The organism is Acinetobacter ihumii (assembly GCF_900625095.1).
In the GTDB taxonomy this organism is placed as follows: domain Bacteria; phylum Pseudomonadota; class Gammaproteobacteria; order Pseudomonadales; family Moraxellaceae; genus Acinetobacter; species Acinetobacter ihumii.
The window spans coordinates 2,905,607-2,920,747 of sequence record NZ_LR130760.1 but is presented as its reverse complement, the minus strand read 5'-3'; the positions used below and the strand labels follow the sequence as shown (position 1 = coordinate 2,920,747).

Here is a 15,141-nt window from a genome sequence, read left to right as displayed (position 1 = left end):
AGAGAATGAGCTATTCTTCTGCCTGATTGGTGACTCGTAACACTTCTTCCAATGTGGTTTTTCCTGCCAGAACCTTTCTTAAACCATCGTCACGAATTGATCCTGAGTATTGGCGAGCGTAACGTTCCAGTTCAAATTCAGCAGCATTGCCATGAATTAGACGACGCATCTGATCATCGACAGGAACAATTTCATAAATCGCAGTCCGCCCTGTAAAACCCAAATGTGAACAATGCTCACAAGCTTGCGGTTCTGGTAACTTTAAATGTTGCTCAGGACTAATGTGCTGAAATAATTGACGTTCAAAATCATCTGCCTCACGCCAAGTGGCGCAATGTGAACATAAGGTGCGAACCAGACGCTGAGCGATCACTCCGATTAACGAGCTAGACAACAAGAAAGGTTCAATCCCCATATCTTTTAAACGAGTCACAGCACCAATGGCGGTATTAGTATGTAAAGTAGATAATACCAAGTGACCTGTGAGTGAGGCTTGTACCGCAATTTCAGCCGTTTCCAGATCACGAATCTCACCGACCATTACCACATCAGGATCCTGACGTAGCATGGCTTTTAAGGCACGCGCAAAGGTCATATCTACTTTGGTGTTCACCTGAGTTTGACCTATACCTTCCAGTTGATACTCAATTGGGTCTTCGGCCGTTAGAATATTTCGGGTATTGTCATTTAGATCAGACAGTGCCGCATATAAGGTCGTGGTTTTACCCGAACCAGTTGGCCCTGTAACCAAAATAATGCCGTGCGGGCGATGTACCAAATGCGTCAGACGTTCATAATCATGTGACATCAGCCCCAAATGCGTCATATTCAAACGACCTGCCTGCTTATCTAGCAAACGCATCACCACACGTTCACCATGTGAAGAAGGCAAGGTAGAAACACGCACGTCTACTTCACGCCCTGCCAGACGTAAGGAAATCCGTCCATCTTGTGGTATGCGTTTTTCGGCAATATCCAGTTTCGCCATGACTTTAATTCGTGACACCAATAACGGTGCAAGTTCACGGCGTGGCTGGACAATTTCACGCAATTGACCATCAACACGCAACCGTACAGAAAGCTTTTTTTCAAAAGATTCGATATGAATATCGGAAGCATTGACGCGAATCGCTTCCGACAAAAGTGCATTAATCAGTCGTACAATCGGTGCATCATCTTCCTGATCCATCAAATCTTCAGCTTCAGGAACTTGATCTGCCAGACTTAATAAATCGGGATGATCTTCAAGTCCCGCAGCAACCTGTTGTGATTCACCCGTATCTCCTGCATAACTCGAACTGAGTAATGCATTAAAACTTTGATCATCACAAATTTGATGTTGCGCAGGTTTTCCTACAATACGTCTTGCTTCCTGCAAGGCAATCCATTCTGTATTTTGACGACGTACAATAAAGACCTGATCCCCTTCATAACGCAACAAAACGCCATGACGCTTGGCAAAACTATACGGAATTTGTATTTGTTTGAGTATTTGCATCACAAATTTATAATGATCAAAAAGAGAGTTTTGAGTGTACTCTAAGCGTCATACAGCGTGAAGTCTGTTTTTACAAACTCACCAGAGGAATTTTTGAACTTGGCACAGCAACAATACGAAAATCTGGAACCCGAACAGAGCAATTTAAAGTGGTGGGGCGAACAGCGATTTGAACTGAGTGAATCCAAAGCATGGCAGTTTGGCTCGCTTCTGTTTCGCCTGACTCGCGGTATTAATGAATGGCGATTAGAATATTATCGTCCACAATATCAGCATGATTATGAACAACAGTGGCAAAAAATTGATGATCCACATTTTGCCTTTCCACAAGGGGCAAAAATCGAACGTTATATGTTTCGTAATACCCACAACGAGTTCCAACTGATGCCCCGTCTGGCAGATCGGTCTGTGGTCATTAAACCTGTCGATCCGATTTATATTCCAGCCGGTGAACGCGGTACTTTATATATTAGTACGCCGCTATGGATTTCTGGATTTGTAGAAAACCAGCGCGAGCCTATTTTCGACCTTCCAGTGATTCGCCCGAAAGACACGTGGTTTGGACCAGATCATCGTACTGGCGAAATGTGTTATGCCACCGCAGTCGATGGACGTACCGATTTAAATTTATTAAAACCTCGTGCTTTTCGAGCGGTTACACCGGTCGAGTTTCACAACACCAGCAGTCAACAATTACGCTTTGACCGTATGAATGTGCCTGTATCGGCATTGCCGCTGTTTTATAGTGAAAGTACCAACCGCTTATGGACATCGCAGATTAAAGTGATTCATGAAGGTTCTGATCGTCCACCCCGTATTCGTCTGGAAAATCGTACACCACCTTTGGCAGGTGAAGTGACTTATGTTCATCCACCACGCTCGCCGGGTGGTGCATTATTTAATATGTTTGATTCATTTTTCTAAGGAGGCATTATGGCAGATTCTAATATCCCCAAAGATGTCGCTGTCAGCCTCAAAGGGATTTTCACCAATATTAATTTGGATCGACTCAGTGAAGTTCTCGTCGCAGTTGTTCTGTGTTTAATTGGTTTTATTTTTGCCCGACTGGTTTCTAACACCTTTATTCGCACGGTCGGCATGCGTTTTAATGCACATCAACGCATGGTTTGGCGGCGTGGGATTTTTTATTTTATTTTCCTGATTTTCGTCATGGCCAGCCTCAAAGAAGCAGGCTTTAAACTCAGTGTATTTTTGGGTGCGGCAGGAATTTTAACCGTGGCCTTAGGTTTTGCCTCTCAAACCTCGGCCAGTAACTTAATTAGTGGTTTATTCCTGATTGGCGAAGGTTCATTTGAGGTGGGTGATACCATTCAAATCACCTTAATTCGCGGTCACACCATTGAAGGGCAAGTGATTTCAATTGATTTATTATCCGTCAAGTTACTGACACTGGATAACGTTTACGTTCGTTTACCCAATGAACAATTAATTCGTGCCCCTGTTATGAATCTGTCGAAATATCCAATACGGCGCATTCCTATCACCCTTGCAATCAATTTTCAGGAAGACATTATCAAGGTACGGCAGGTCTTGTTGGATGTTGCATCACGATATCCTTTGGTTTTGGATGACCCAAAACCTGAGGTGACCGTCACGGCTTTCCGTGAGTCTTCGATTGAATTATTATTTTCAGTCTGGTGCCGTCAGGAACTTTTTTTGCATACTCGTGATGAATTACAGGAACGGATTCGGAATGGCTTTTTGGAAAATCAGATTGAAATTCCTGTACCGAAAATGGGCTTTGTAGACCGCCCACCTGTCACACCATTAACCGATGATGAAGTTGACCAATATGCCAATAAAGAAGATTTAAAACGAGAAGCAAAATTTTAGTGAAGGTGGCATTTTCGCCACCTTTTTATATTTCATGTTTAAAAAACTCTTATCTTATTTTTCACTCGTCTCCTGTATGGTCTGAACTGGAGGCAGTGGTGCCAAATAAGCAATTACCAACATCACTCCTCCTGCACCAATAAAAGAAATCACTCGAGTCAAAGTACCACTCTGCGATAAGTCCAGCGCAACCAGTTTAATCACCACAATTGCAAGTAAGGCGGCACCAACAAACCAAAGCTGACGAATCTGACGTTGACTGGAAAAAGTCATGAGCACAAAAGCCAAAATGACCCAAAGTAAAGTCAAACTGAGTTGTACGGTACCATTCGACCAAATTGACCAACTCCAAAGTGGCGTGGCTAAATAGATATGTAAAGCGCGAACGACGATGCTACTCAATACACATAGAGCCATGACAATACTCAAGATTTTATCTCGCCATTCGACAGATTTACGCTGCGCACTACAATCATGATGATAGATCATCCATAGCAAGCCAGCTAACATGAGTAAAGACAAAACATCGACTGGGTTAACTATAGGCAGGTAATAAGCTACAAAAACCTGATCACTCAGACTCACGAGCAATAACCACCACCACGTCAATACCCAAACTGGAAACTGATCCAGCACAATAAAATGACGTTGTTTAAATAGCCAGACACTATACAAAACAGGCATCACAGCAAAAGACAATAAAACCGCATTTGACCAAAGTGCTGGCCCAATCACAGCTAAACTCAACCATAATAAGCCCGCCCAATAAGCATTCAATGTCGAATCCATTTGCTGCGCTCGTGTTTTTTGAAGTCCAATCAACAGTGAAGCAATGATGAATGTCGCAATAAAAAAACTGATGCGCTGTAACGGAGTCGTCCAGTGAAAATGTGTAAATAGTCCTTGTTGAATAAGTTCCACGAGACACAATAACAATAGCAGGCTAGCGATGACCAACTGTGAAATTTGCCAATTTAAACGCGCCTGTAAATAAACAACCACTGTAAAACCTAAATATAACAATGCGGCAATCGCCAAATAAGGACTCAACCCCTGTCCATGCCAGTCCAAGAACTCCACAGCTGCGACTGCACCCGAATACAAAGCCAAACACAAAAAAATACTGGCAAAAACGGATGAATAAGGACTTGAGGAGCTATGACGAAATAAAGCATAAGCTGAAATAAATTGAGCAATCGCATAAATCGTGGTGCTTAAAACTGGGAAATGTTCATCTGACCAGACTTGATAGAACAAAGCGAATGAGCTCAGGATCACTAAAATGATGCCGAGATAACGACTTAAACGATAACGCTCGGAAACACCCCAGACAATTAAAGCCGTGCCTTGTACCACCCAGCCTGTTGCTGTCCAATGCACGCCTTGGTAAAAAGGAAAAATCAGTGCGATAAATGCCACTGCCAAAATAAAAAAACTTTTGGCTAAAATCGACAGCTCAGATTGTTTTTGTTTAACCCACCATCCTAATGCCGCATAAGTCAGTCCGAGTAATGCTGCACCGCAGGTCAATGCCAGACTCGATTGTTGTACTAAAAATGCATGCAAAGAAAATCCAAAAATCGGCACACTAAAAATCAGGCCCACATCCAGCAAAGGTGGCAGTTGAACACCTTGCTGATGATTTGCAAACGAATAATTAAAAGCCTGATCTTTAGCTTGATCCTTTAAAGAACGATATTCTTTCTGAATGAGCTGGCTATAACGCACACTGAGCCAGATAAACACAGCGATATGCAGCCATAAAATAAGATCAAGGGTATGATATTGCGTGGGGCTGGCATATAAAACAATGATGCTGCCAGCCAACAATCCAGTAGCACAAAAAGCAATTTGATTCAGTATTTTCCACGGCTTAATCACATTGATTGCTGCCACAGCCAGATTAATCAGCAGGTAATAACTCAACAAAAAGATGCTGTCTGGACGATATTGTGGAATGACTAAAGGCGCAAGATAAGCCATGCTTAATGCAAGAATCGCTAAATAAACTGCATTCTGTTTTAAACTTAAAGCAACCGTGATGATCAATAGCACGGCAAATCCAATACTTGCGATGCTTAAACTTTCAATCACTGCATAATGGTGCGCAAAAATTAAAGTGAGAAAAACAACTGCCAAACCCGCCCCTTGCAACGCAACAGCAAACAATGCATTCTTTTTTCTTAAATAATAACCCAATGCCGTCAATGCTGCCCCAGTGACAGCAATGCCCGATAATTTCATCGCTAAACTGAGTTGCCAATGTTCACTGGCAAACCGTAATAGCAACACCACACCAATCATTAACAACGCAATCGCCACCCTTAAAATTGGATTGCCATGCAGCAACCAATCCCGTGCAGGTTGCCACCATACCTGTTTTTGAAATGCTGAACTTGGCGCAATCAAATCAGGGTTTTGATCATTCGCTAAACTGGCTATTGTTGGCTGACTATCTTGAGAATCAGCATGAGTTTGAAACCATTCAGGTGCATCAGACGGCGCTGAAGGATTCGCTTGCACGGGAGCCATCGTTACATTCAATGTAGTCGGTTGCAGTTGTTTTTGATTTTCAAGTTTGCTCAGACGCTCATTTATCACATTTAACATTTGAATCAGACTCAGCAACAGCAACCCGATGCCAACCCAAATAGCCGAGGTGGCATGTAAATAGACGCCACTTATCCCGATTAATGTGCCTAAATATATGCCCCATTTCGGTAAATTCAGATCCGCCACAGGCACAGTGATTTGATATTGTTGTTCAAGTTGCTGAAGACGACGTTCAAAAGCATTGAATTGCTGTACGACAAAAAATAATAACAGTACCATCAACACGATGACTGCATTTTGAATATCGAAAAGCCAAGCGGCTCCTAGAGCTACGGTAAGAATAAGGATGACCATCGTGGCAGTATGCTTGTCATTTTTATACATGATCAAAAAACGAACTCATTTGTTTTTAAGGCTATCTTACCTCATCCTCTTTGCAGCGTATATTTAGCCATACAAAACTCTCTACAAATCGAAGTTCCACATTTCGCTCCATTTTCACGTAGAATAAGACCCAATTGTGATGAAGGAAGTATTCGATGCCACCATTTGTTTTGGTTGATGGGTCTTATTTTTTATTTCGTGCATTTCATGCACTCCCACCGTTGACGACCTCAACAGGATTACAAACCAATGCAATTCGTGGTGCGATCTCTGCGATTCAAAAATTGATGCGTCGTACTCAACCGACACATATGGCAGTGATTTTTGATACCCCAGAACCAACCTTTCGACATGAACTTTCGCCTATTTATAAGGGTGATCGTCCTAGCATGCCCGATGAATTAGCCCAACAAATTCCGTATTTACATGCGTTGATCAAAGCATTGGGAATTCCTCTATATATGCTGCCGGGTGCAGAAGCCGACGATATTATTGGGACTCTGGCAAAACGTGCTGAAAAACAAGGCCAACAAGTCCTGATTTCAACAGGCGATAAAGACATGGCGCAACTGGTCACTGAAAAAGTGACCCTCGAAGACAGTTTTAAAGACAAACCGATGGATATTCAGGGGGTGTTTGATAAGTTTGGCGTCTGGCCGAACCAGATCATTGATTATCTGACCTTAATGGGCGATGCCTCAGATGGCATTATGGGTGTCCCGGGAATCGGGGCGAAAACCGCCGCCAAACTGCTCACTGAATATGGTTCAATTGGTGGCATTTTAGAAAATGTCGATCAGATTAAAGGTAAAGTCGGACAAAATATCAAAGATAATGCCGATGGAATCGCGATTGATCATCAACTGGCGAGTATTGTTTGTGATTTAGATATTGCTTTGACTTGGGATGACTTACAACTTCGTGAGCCGCATGTCGACACCCTGCGCAACTTATATACTGAACTTGAATTTAGAAATCAGTTGCAATCACTGGATCATCCAAACAATCCAGTCAGTCAAAGCTATAAGGAAATTAATAAAGAAATCGCCAAGGCTGAAACACAGCAGACTGTTGAAACTGAAGATCAAGCGAGTCTGACCAGTGATGATGATCAATTAGGGACAGCAAATTACCATACCGTCTTGACTCAGGATGCATGGGATGCCTTATTCAAGCGCATGCAAACTGAACAGCGTTTTGCGATTGATACTGAAACCACCAGTCTGGATTACCGTGTTGCTGAAATGGTCGGTTTCTCAGTCGCTTTTGATGCCAACGATGCTTACTACGTCCCATTGGCACATGATTATGAAAATGCACCACAACAGCTTGATCGTGAGCAAGTCTTGGCACAGATCAAGCCAATTCTGGAAAATGATAATGTCAAAAAAATTGGACACCATCTGAAATATGATGCACATATTTTTGCCAATCACGGTATTGAGCTGAAAGGCTGGTATTTTGATACCATGCTAGCGTCGTATGTGCTTAATTCTGTCGCGACTCGTCATGGGATGGATGATGTGGCACGGGTGTATTTAAGTCACCTCACTACGACCTTTGAACAAATTGCAGGTAAAGGCGTCAAACAGAAAACCTTTAATCAAATCGACATTGAAGTGGCTGCACACTACGCTGCCGAAGATGCACATGTTACTTATCGCTTATATGAAGTCTTGGCCGAAAAACTAAAAGCTTCTCCTGAACTCGAAAATATTCTCTACAACATTGAAATGCCTGTTGCGCGTATTCTTACAGGGATGGAAGAAGCAGGCATTAAACTGGATCACGCCTTTTTGGGACAATTGAGCCTTGAATTTACTGAAACCATTCAAGGACTGGAAAATCAGGCGATTGAACTGGCAGGTGAAACGTTTAATGTCAGCTCTCCAAAACAAGTCGGCGAAATTTTATTTGATAAAATGGGGCTAAAAGGCGGCAAAAAAACTGCTACAGGTCAGCACAGTACCAGTGAAAGTATTCTGGAAAAAGTCGAACATCCGATTGCAGAAGTGATTTTAGAACATCGTACTTTATCCAAACTGAAAAATACCTATACCGATCGTTTGGTGGAGCAGTCGCATAATGAAACACATCGGGTACACACCAGTTATCATCAAGCTTTAACTGCAACGGGACGTTTGTCATCTTCTGATCCCAACCTGCAAAATATTCCAATTCGTGGCGAAATTGGTCGTCAAATTCGTAAAGCCTTTATTGCACCAGAAGGCCGCGTATTATTGGCAGCCGATTATTCACAAATCGAACTGCGTTTAATGGCACATTTCTCTCAAGATGAAGCTTTACTCGATGCCTTTCAACATGGTCAAGATGTGCATCGTCGTACTGCCGCGGAAGTCTTGAATATTCCACTCGAACAAGTCACCAACGATCAACGCCGCCAAGCCAAAGCGGTCAACTTTGGCCTGCTCTATGGTATGTCCGAGTTTGGTTTGATTCGTCAATTGGGTTTTACCCGTGAAGAATCACAAAATTATATCAAACAATATTTCCATCGCTATCCGGGTATTTATGAATATATGCAACGTACCCGTCAGGTGGCACTAGAACAAGGTTTTGTGGAAACCATTTTAGGACGTCGTCTCTATACGCCAGACATCGATGCCCGCAATATGATGGTACGTAAAGGTGCGGAACGTGCCGCGATTAATGCGCCACTCCAAGGGAGTGCCGCCGATATTATTAAACTGGCGATGATTGAAGTGGATAAAATGTTACCTAAAGATCAAGCTAAATTATTACTGCAAGTCCACGATGAACTCGTATTTGAAGTCGATGCAGATCTGGCGGATGAACTTGCACCTAAACTTGCTGAAACCATGCAATCTGTGGTTGAAATTTCTGTACCTTTGGTGGTTGAAGTCGGTAAAGGCTTAAATTGGGAAGAAGCGCATTAATTTTATTTATATTTAGTAGAAACAAAACAAAGGCCGATTCAATCGGCCTTTGTTTCATCTGAATTTATGCTTTCAAAAATTAACTCAGTTTTATAGCCCAGTCAGTAAAATTTTCGCCACTTCATTCATTAAGATTTCAGCAATATACAACGCCAAAAATGCAATAATCGGAGAAAGATCAATCATGCCCATATTTGGCAATAAACGGCGAAATGGTGCAAGTAAAGGTTCAGCCAACTCCTGAATCACTTCAATATACGGTGAACGTGATTGAGTAAACATCACCACCCAACTCAAAATAATGGTCGCAAAAATCAAATAGCGACAGAAACGAATTAAGTCCTGAATCATGGTCACAAAAGTCAAAATCAATAAATGAATCGGACTGTTCGGCATCGCGCCGGAAAGATACATCAACCCAAAAATTTTCAACAGATATAAAACCACGAGCAGAGCAATTGCCGCAAGATTCACGCGACCTTTGCCTACCGTAGGAAAAATACGACTAAAAATATCGACAATTCGTGTTGCTTTAACCGTTGATAAAACCACTGGATTATAAGGGCTCACACCAGTCAACTGCATTAAAAAGCGAAAGAACACCAATAAAATGGCAACATTAATTAAAATACCAAAAATAAGCGCAGAACTCGCCATACTGTTACTTTCCTACTTAATGAGTCTTGGTACTGTCACTTAGCTCATGTGCTAATTCTTGACTACGTTTTTGCGCAGCAGCGAGTGCTGACTGAATATTTTGAGAAATCTGGGCGCGATCAAATACCTCAAGTGCCGCTTGGGTAGTGCCATTTGGAGAGGTCACATTTTTACGCAATTCAGCAGGCGTATTGGAACTGGTAATTGCCATTTGCGCAGCACCTAATGCGGTTTGCAAAGTCAAAGCAGTTGCCACTTTTTCATCGAGCCCCATATTTTTTCCAGCACGAATCATACTTTCCATTAAATAAAAAAAGTAAGCTGGGCCTGAGCCAGAAACGGCTGTCACTGCATCAATTTGTGCTTCTGAGTTGACCCAAATGGTTAAACCTGTTGCCGCCAAAATCTGACTGGCCAATTCGCGATCCTGCGTTGAAACGCTGTCATTGGCATATAAACCGTGTGCCCCTGTCTGAACCAAAGCAGGCGTATTTGGCATCACGCGTACAATTCGATCAGTCCCAGTGAGTGCAGCAATCGTGTCTATTTCCGCCCCAGCAATAATCGAAACAATCAACTTACCATCAAATAAACCTTGTAAAGGTTTGAGCACCGCACCTAAAACCTGTGGTTTGACTGCCAATACCACGATATCGGCATTTTTAATGGCTTGAACATTATCATCCACTGCCTGAATTTCTTTTTCCTGCAAGAGCTGACGAATCGCCTCAACAGGGTCAGATACCGTAATTCGAGTTGTTGGTAATCCACGTGCCAGCAAGCCACCAATCAGGGCTTGCGCCATATTACCACCACCAATAAATGTGATATTTGAATTTAATGTCGCATTCATGAATTACGCTCAACTCGCAAATTATCTATCTCAGAACTTAAATATGGCAACCAACCGCCAACTTCACAATACGTCGATTGTGCTAACCAAAACCCTTTGGGGGTAAAAACCCCTAGCATAACATTATCTATGGCTAATATTTGAATTGTATGACGTAACCACGGCAAAATTTGTGCCTCTTGTATGGCTTTTTTTAATGGCCAGTGCCCAATACGACCATATAAATGAATTTTTTCACCACCCTGACGCGAGTGTATCGTTAAGTTTTGCTTGAATAAGTCAGCAGATAGACCAATTTCAGCAGACGCAACTTTAAAATGACCTGAAGCCAACTGGACGATTTGATCCATCTCCAAACAAATGCTATCCACAGCATGAGCAGAATTTTTTGCAGCTAAATACAAAAATTGAGTGATCCGATACAGTTGTTTTTGATAGCGCACATAGTAGTGGTCATTCCAATGCAAAGCCGCTTGCGCATCCGCTCTGGCATGAATCACTTCTTGCTGAATACGTTCCACCATATCGAAAGCAGGTCGATATTCTGCTTCTCCTTTCATCCAAGCAGATAAAAGCTGACGTTGTCGAGGCAAACTGAGTTGTTGTAATTTTTCCAGATCAATCTGGATGCTATTGCCACAATATTGCAAGTCCTGTACTAAAACATCCTGCAATATACTTTCGGCATCCTGCATTAACAGACTGGTGCGGCTCAAAGCATGCTGCATTTTGGGAAAACGCTGTTGCAATAAGGGCCAGACTTGTTGACGACACCATGCCCGATCATACTGAATATCAAAATTGCTCTGATCTTGTACAAATGGCAAATTGAGTTGCAGTGACCATGATTCAATTTGTTGACGTGATAATAATAAAAAAGGTCGCCATAATTGAAAATGTTCACGAGATTCCAGTTGTTGCATTGCAGCCAGACCGCCTACCCCAGCCCCCGACAATAAACGCAAGAATAGCGTTTCAGCCTGATCTTGCTGATGATGTGCCAAAACTAAAATATCATGTGGTTTTAAATGCTGTTGAAATGCCGCATAACGCGCGTTACGTGCCTGATTTTCCAGATTACCTGAGGCAACCTCAACTTTTTGAATAATAATCGGAAGATTCAGTTGTTGTGCATAATGTTGCACAAAAATGCCCCATTCATGGCTAGGTGCTTGTAATTGATGATCGATATAAATTGCACGAACGCGCGTAGGAAAAACAAGAGACATTAAATGCAGCAACAGCATGGAGTCCATGCCACCACTGCATCCAATTAAAAACGTCGTTTCAGGTGGAAACTGTTCAGCTTGATTTAAGAGCTCAGACCTAAATTGTCGCTGCCAAATTTCATTAAACGCTGGTAACGTGCTTCGCATCGTTCATCTGCATCCATCGGTAGCAATTCATCCAACGCTTCTTTTAACACAGCTTGCAGGTTTTGCATAACTTGTTCTGGATGTAAATGTGCACCTTCACCTTCATCCACCACATATTCGACTATACCAATCTTTTGCAGTTTATCGGCGGTCAATGCTAAAGCATCACTGGCCTGTTCAGCTTTTTCTGCCGTTTTCCATAAAATCGAAGCACAGCCTTCTGGTGAAATCACCGAGTAAATGCTGTGTGATAGCATAATCACACGGTCAGCGACGCCAATTCCTAACGCACCACCTGAACCCCCTTCACCCAAAACTGTTGCAATGACAGGGACTTTCAAGTTTGATAGCTGCGCCAAACTGGTTGCAATCGCTTCGGCCTGACCACGTTCTTCAGCTCCCACACCCGGATATGCACCCATGGTGTCGATAAAAGTAAATACAGGCAGGTTAAAACGCTCTGCCATGTCCAATAAACGCTGCGATTTACGATAGCCTTCCGGATTTGACATCCCAAAATTATGTTTTAATTTTTCACGGGTACTGCGACCACGATGCTGACCCACCACCATGACTGGGCGGCCTTCAAAACGTGCTAAGCCACCGACCATTGCGCCATCATCACCAAATAGCCGATCGCCATGCAAGGCATCAAATTCAGTGAAAATTTCACCGACATAATCCAGAAATTGTGGTCGATCAGGATGTCGTGCAATTTGCACGGTTTTCCACGCTTTAGACTGAGCAGCTTTACTTTTCATAAGTCGAGTATTATCCCTAAATTGGGGCGTATTGGCTGCATATTACACATGCGCAATCGCCCAACCAAGTCGAGTTAATCGATAAATTTTTCCGACTGAATATCCAACTCAATGTCCCAATGCTTAAATTGCTCTTGCTCATCATGCAGATCGGCAACCAGCAGCGGCCATTGTTTTGCATCACCAGAAACGCTAAGTTGCCATTGTTGACTATTTAGTACGGTCAATTCAATGGCAGGAAGCATCTGATCGCTACGACTATGATTGAGTAAAACCGCCAAACGAAGTAACAGGCATAGATAGACCAATTTTATCCCGCCGCCCCTTAAAACGTCCTGTTTAGCGTCATTTCGTAACTTACGACGATGATGCGCCACCAATAAAGAAAGATGATTTTGGTCAATTTGTGAGAAGCCCGGGATGTCTGAATGTTGCAATAAATATGCACCATGACGATGATAGCCCCCATGACTGATCGCTAGACCAATTTCGTGCAAATACGCGGCGCGGCGCAATAAGTCACTGTCTTCACTGCTTAAATCAAGCGGCTCTGCCACATGATCAAACAATTGTTGCGCCGTATTCACCACACGCTCTGCCTGTTTTAAATCGGCGTTATAACGCCCCATTAAGGCTTGTACGCTACGATCACGAATATCTTCATGTTTAAAACGACCAAGTAAGTCATACATGACCCCTTCGCGTAATGCACCATCTGAATAGGCCAGTTTGTCGATCTCTAAAACATCAAAAACCGCATATAAAATTGCTAAACCCGCTGGCAAAACTGCTCGGCGGTCATCCTTCAAACCTTCAAAATCGATTTCAGCACTGTGTTTAAATTTAAGAAGCTTGTCTTTGAGTTTTTCCAGACCTTCGCGGGTCACATTTTCCTGTTCATCGCTCAAGCCCAGATTGACCATAATCTGTTTGGCCGCTTTAATGGTTCCTGATGAACCCACAACTGTGTCCCAGCCTTCAGCTTTATAAGTATTGGCGATTGCAGAAAGTTCCTTACGTGCAGCCGTGACCGCTTTATCAAAAATTTTAGCGCTAATGTCACCTTCGGGGAAAAAAGCTTTGGTATATGCCACACAGCCCATTTGCAAAGATTCAGTCTGAATGGGTTCAAACTCTTCACCAATAATCAGCTCAGTTGAACCACCACCAATATCGATGACCAAACGACGTCCACCATTGGCCATGGTGTGCGATACCCCCAGATAAATTAAACGGGCTTCTTCACGACCTGCAATAATTTCAATCGGTTTGGGTAAAATTTCAGCTGCTTTTTGAATAAATTCATGACCATTTTTTGCCTGACGCAAGGCATTGGTTGCCACAATTCTTAAACGATTTGGCTGTACAGAGCCAAGACGCCCAACAAAACGGGCTAAACATGCCAAACCACGTTGCTGTGCGGCTTCAGTTAAATTTTTATTTTCATCCAGACCTGCTGCTAATTGCACTTTTTCGGACATCGATGCGACTTTTTTTACTTCACCATGGTCTACACGTGCAATGGCTAAGTGGAAACTATTTGATCCCATGTCGATGGCAGCAAGTAATTCTTCATCAATTAAAAAATCAGCCATTGAAATTAACCCCTACAGAATTGTCGCTTAGAGTAATTCACATACATACAATTGAAAAGCCATTTTTGCCAAACTGTGCACTGTATTTTTATCAAGTAATGAGGTGCTAGCATTGCTCTACACGATCAACAACATTGCCAACATCTATTAGACAAAGTAACTGAATCCTTGAATAATGTAAAACAACCCTTACATTGACCTAGAAGGCTATGTAATACTTTATGCCGATAGATTGACTAACCTTCTAGATTAAAAATTTTCAAAAAATTCGGAGCAAGCTATGTCTGCTAATATCGTAAATACCACTGATGCTGATTTTCAGGCAGATGTTCTCGATTCACAAATCCCTGTACTCGTCGACTTCTGGGCGGCTTGGTGTGCGCCATGTAAAGCGATCGCTCCTGTACTTGAAGACTTGTCTCAAGAATACGAAGGTAAAGTAAAAATTGTGAAAGTTGACGTGACTTCTTGTGAAGACACTGCGGTGAAATATAATATCCGTAACATTCCTGCACTTCTTTTATTTAAAGATGGTCAGGTGGTTGCACAACAAGTTGGTGCTGCGCCACGTTCTAAACTTGCTGCATTTCTTGATGAAAATGCTTAAGTTTGAGTTTAATGACTTTATAAATGAATACGCTATTTTTAATAGCGTATTTTTTTTGCTGAAAAATTGACAAACTCACTGATCT

General features: G+C 42.4%; 11 protein-coding genes. 4 read left to right on the top strand and 7 right to left on the bottom strand.

Features of this window, described 5'->3' with window-relative positions:
* Positions 1 to 10 precede the first annotated feature (10 nt).
* Positions 11 to 1,498 (bottom strand): type II secretion system ATPase GspE, encoded by a 1,488-nt coding sequence (gene gspE, locus E0D95_RS13730; protein ID WP_130804518.1) that lies wholly within the window; start codon positions 1,496 to 1,498, stop codon positions 11 to 13.
* Positions 1,499 to 1,621: 123 nt separating this feature from the next.
* Between gspE and E0D95_RS13725 the strand changes: the two genes are divergently transcribed.
* Both E0D95_RS13725 and E0D95_RS13720 read left to right on the top strand, forming a co-directional pair.
* Entirely contained in the window at positions 1,622 to 2,422 is an 801-nt protein-coding gene (locus tag E0D95_RS13725) for a DUF432 domain-containing protein (protein WP_431830765.1), read from the top strand.
* Between the two features lie 9 nt (positions 2,423 to 2,431).
* Complete coding sequence (locus E0D95_RS13720; RefSeq protein WP_130804514.1) at positions 2,432 to 3,352, top strand: mechanosensitive ion channel family protein; 921 nt, start codon at positions 2,432 to 2,434, stop codon at positions 3,350 to 3,352.
* A 54-nt stretch (positions 3,353 to 3,406) separates the two neighbouring features.
* Here the strand turns inward: E0D95_RS13720 and E0D95_RS13715 are convergent, their stop codons facing one another.
* On the bottom strand, positions 3,407 to 6,289 hold the full coding sequence (locus E0D95_RS13715) for a DUF2339 domain-containing protein (protein WP_130804512.1): 2,883 nt from the start codon (positions 6,287 to 6,289) through the stop codon (positions 3,407 to 3,409).
* Between the two features lie 155 nt (positions 6,290 to 6,444).
* On the opposite strand from E0D95_RS13715, the gene polA reads away from it, so the two are divergent.
* A complete protein-coding gene (gene polA, locus E0D95_RS13710) occupies positions 6,445 to 9,207 on the top strand; it encodes a DNA polymerase I (RefSeq protein ID WP_130804510.1) in 2,763 nt (920 codons plus the stop codon).
* Between the two features lie 90 nt (positions 9,208 to 9,297).
* On the opposite strand, the gene E0D95_RS13705 is transcribed toward polA, so the two are convergent.
* The 5 genes from E0D95_RS13705 to ppx all read right to left on the bottom strand — a co-directional run bounded on the left by E0D95_RS13705 (position 9,298) and on the right by ppx (position 14,449).
* A complete protein-coding gene (locus E0D95_RS13705) occupies positions 9,298 to 9,864 on the bottom strand; it encodes a YggT family protein (protein WP_130804508.1) in 567 nt (188 codons plus the stop codon).
* Between the two features lie 16 nt (positions 9,865 to 9,880).
* Positions 9,881 to 10,717, bottom strand: coding sequence for a pyrroline-5-carboxylate reductase (proC, locus tag E0D95_RS13700; protein ID WP_130804506.1), 837 nt, complete (start codon positions 10,715 to 10,717; stop codon positions 9,881 to 9,883).
* A complete protein-coding gene (gene tilS, locus E0D95_RS13695) occupies positions 10,714 to 12,093 on the bottom strand; it encodes a tRNA lysidine(34) synthetase TilS (protein ID WP_130804504.1) in 1,380 nt (459 codons plus the stop codon). Before tilS ends, proC begins: the two co-directional genes overlap by 4 nt.
* Positions 12,030 to 12,854 (bottom strand): acetyl-CoA carboxylase carboxyltransferase subunit alpha, encoded by an 825-nt coding sequence (locus E0D95_RS13690; protein WP_130804502.1) that lies wholly within the window; start codon positions 12,852 to 12,854, stop codon positions 12,030 to 12,032. The genes tilS and E0D95_RS13690 overlap by 64 nt, the downstream gene beginning before the upstream one ends.
* Positions 12,855 to 12,928: 74 nt before the next feature.
* The gene (ppx, locus tag E0D95_RS13685) at positions 12,929 to 14,449 is read right to left on the bottom strand and encodes an exopolyphosphatase (RefSeq protein WP_130804500.1); all 1,521 of its coding nucleotides are present in this window, start codon (positions 14,447 to 14,449) and stop codon (positions 12,929 to 12,931) included.
* Between the two features lie 280 nt (positions 14,450 to 14,729).
* Here ppx and trxA point away from each other — a divergent pair, with 280 nt between their 5' ends.
* Complete coding sequence (gene trxA / locus E0D95_RS13680) at positions 14,730 to 15,056, top strand: thioredoxin (protein WP_130804498.1); 327 nt, start codon at positions 14,730 to 14,732, stop codon at positions 15,054 to 15,056.
* Positions 15,057 to 15,141: the final 85 nt, after the last annotated feature.

Excerpts from the sequence above, each read along its gene's own strand:
- gspE (WP_130804518.1), bottom strand. The coding sequence starts at position 1,498 with ATGCAAATACTCAAACAAATACAAATTCCGTATAGTTTTGCCAAGCGT.
- E0D95_RS13720 (WP_130804514.1), top strand. The coding sequence starts at position 2,432 with ATGGCAGATTCTAATATCCCCAAAGATGTCGCTGTCAGCCTCAAAGGG.
- E0D95_RS13715 (WP_130804512.1), bottom strand. The coding sequence starts at position 6,289 with ATGTATAAAAATGACAAGCATACTGCCACGATGGTCATCCTTATTCTT.
- polA (WP_130804510.1), top strand. The coding sequence starts at position 6,445 with ATGCCACCATTTGTTTTGGTTGATGGGTCTTATTTTTTATTTCGTGCA.
- E0D95_RS13705 (WP_130804508.1), bottom strand. The coding sequence starts at position 9,864 with ATGGCGAGTTCTGCGCTTATTTTTGGTATTTTAATTAATGTTGCCATT.
- proC (WP_130804506.1), bottom strand. The coding sequence starts at position 10,717 with ATGAATGCGACATTAAATTCAAATATCACATTTATTGGTGGTGGTAAT.
- tilS (WP_130804504.1), bottom strand. The coding sequence starts at position 12,093 with ATGCGAAGCACGTTACCAGCGTTTAATGAAATTTGGCAGCGACAATTT.
- E0D95_RS13690 (WP_130804502.1), bottom strand. The coding sequence starts at position 12,854 with ATGAAAAGTAAAGCTGCTCAGTCTAAAGCGTGGAAAACCGTGCAAATT.
- ppx (WP_130804500.1), bottom strand. The coding sequence starts at position 14,449 with ATGGCTGATTTTTTAATTGATGAAGAATTACTTGCTGCCATCGACATG.
- trxA (WP_130804498.1), top strand. The coding sequence starts at position 14,730 with ATGTCTGCTAATATCGTAAATACCACTGATGCTGATTTTCAGGCAGAT.